Origin of the sequence: Nonomuraea sp. NPDC049649 (genome assembly GCF_040675175.1) — a bacterium.
Taxonomy (GTDB): Bacteria; Actinomycetota; Actinomycetes; order Streptosporangiales; family Streptosporangiaceae; genus Nonomuraea.
Map to the genome: position 1 here is coordinate 1 of NZ_JBFAOH010000107.1, position 1,464 is coordinate 1,464.

General features: G+C 70.0%; 1 protein-coding gene. It reads right to left on the minus strand.

What is annotated here, in order from left to right:
* Nucleotides 1–165 precede the first annotated feature (165 nt).
* Nucleotides 166–1,464, minus strand: a 1,299-nt coding sequence (locus AB0J42_RS37665) for an IS1380 family transposase (RefSeq protein WP_364303383.1), incomplete at its 5' end; no start/stop codon positions are given.

The following is a 1,464-nucleotide window of genomic DNA, read 5'->3' on the forward strand; positions in this document are numbered from 1 at the left end:
CCTCGATCTTTCACGATCTTCGTAGGCTCGGGTAAGCGGTTCGGCTGAGGGTTGATTTCACGCTGAGGTCAGCGTGAAGAGCCCGGTTGACGCGCCGGGTGGGCGGGGTTCCACGGTCCCGAGGGGGTGTCCTTCCTGATTCGTTGGGACGGATTTGGTTGCTGGTCAGGTCGGTGTCGGCAGGGCTTGGAGCCGGGCCAGAGCGGTCAGGAGCGTGCCGGCCCAGGGCCATCGCGCGGCAAAGCGTAGGTGCAGGCGTCGGCCTCCGCGCACCAGCCGTCCGGCGACGGCGAACAGGCGCAGCCGCAGGCGTTTGGGTTCGTAGCGGCGAGCAGTGGTGTCGTGCAGGGCGAGCATCTGCATCCAGGACATGAGTTCGCAGGCCAGGGCGACGAGTTCGCACCAGATCTGGTTCTGGGTGAAGTGGTGCAGCGGCAGGTTGGCCAGGCCGGTGTCCTTGGCGCAGCGGATGCGGTCCTCGCAGCGGGCCCGGCGGCGGTGGCGTAGCTCCAGGTCGGCGAGCTGGCCGCGGCGGGTGTTGGTGACGAAACAGGTGAAGCGGTGCCCGTCGACGTCGGTGAAGCGCAGCTGCGCGCCGGGATGGGGCCGTTCTTTGCGGGCGATGACGCGCATGCCTTTGGGCCAGCCGGTCAGGTCCAGCAGGCCGGTCAGCTCGGCGACCCAGGCGCCGGGCCGGATCTGGCCGCCGGCGTCGTAGGCGGGCGTCCATCCGCTGTCAGGCAGGCGCAGGATCGCGGCCTGGATGTCGTCGGTGAGGGTGAACCCGATCGAGTACGACAGCCACCGTCCGGGCCGGGTCAGCCAGGCCAGGAACTCATGGGTGCCGCCGCCGGAGTCGGTGCGGATCAGTACCTGGCGTCTGCGGTGCTTGGGGAGCTGGGCCAGGGCGAGCCGGGTGGCGTCGATGTGGTCGGTGGCGGTGTTGGACCCGGCGTTTCCGGGTCGTAGCAGCAGGGCCAGGGGTTCGCCGGAGCCGTCTTGGCCGTGGTCGGCGAAGACCGTCATCGGGTGGAAGCCGAAGGTCTTCTTCCAGGTGGGGGCTGCCTGCTGTTTGTCGGAGTGGGCGATGACGATGGTGGCGTCGATGTCGAGAGGGATCAGCTCGCCGTCGGCTCCGGGTGCGTGCCGGCCGGCCAGATGCCAGGCTCGCTGGCGTGCTTGGGCGCGGGCGGTCCGGATGGCTTTCAACGCTCGCGCCGGTTCGGCGGCCAGCCGGTCGATCAGCCGGGAGACAGTCGGATCGGAAGCGACGGGGCCGAACAGGTCGGGCTGGGAGCGCAGCAGCGCGATGTCGGCCAGGCAGTCACCGCCGAGAGCCAGGGTGAGGGCCAGGTCGGTGATGACCTTGCCGGGGTCGTGCACGGCCCGGGCCGGCCGCCAGCGCTGCAGCTGGGTGGATAACGCTTGGTCCAGGCCGGTGACGCGCAGGGTGTGGAGCAGCAG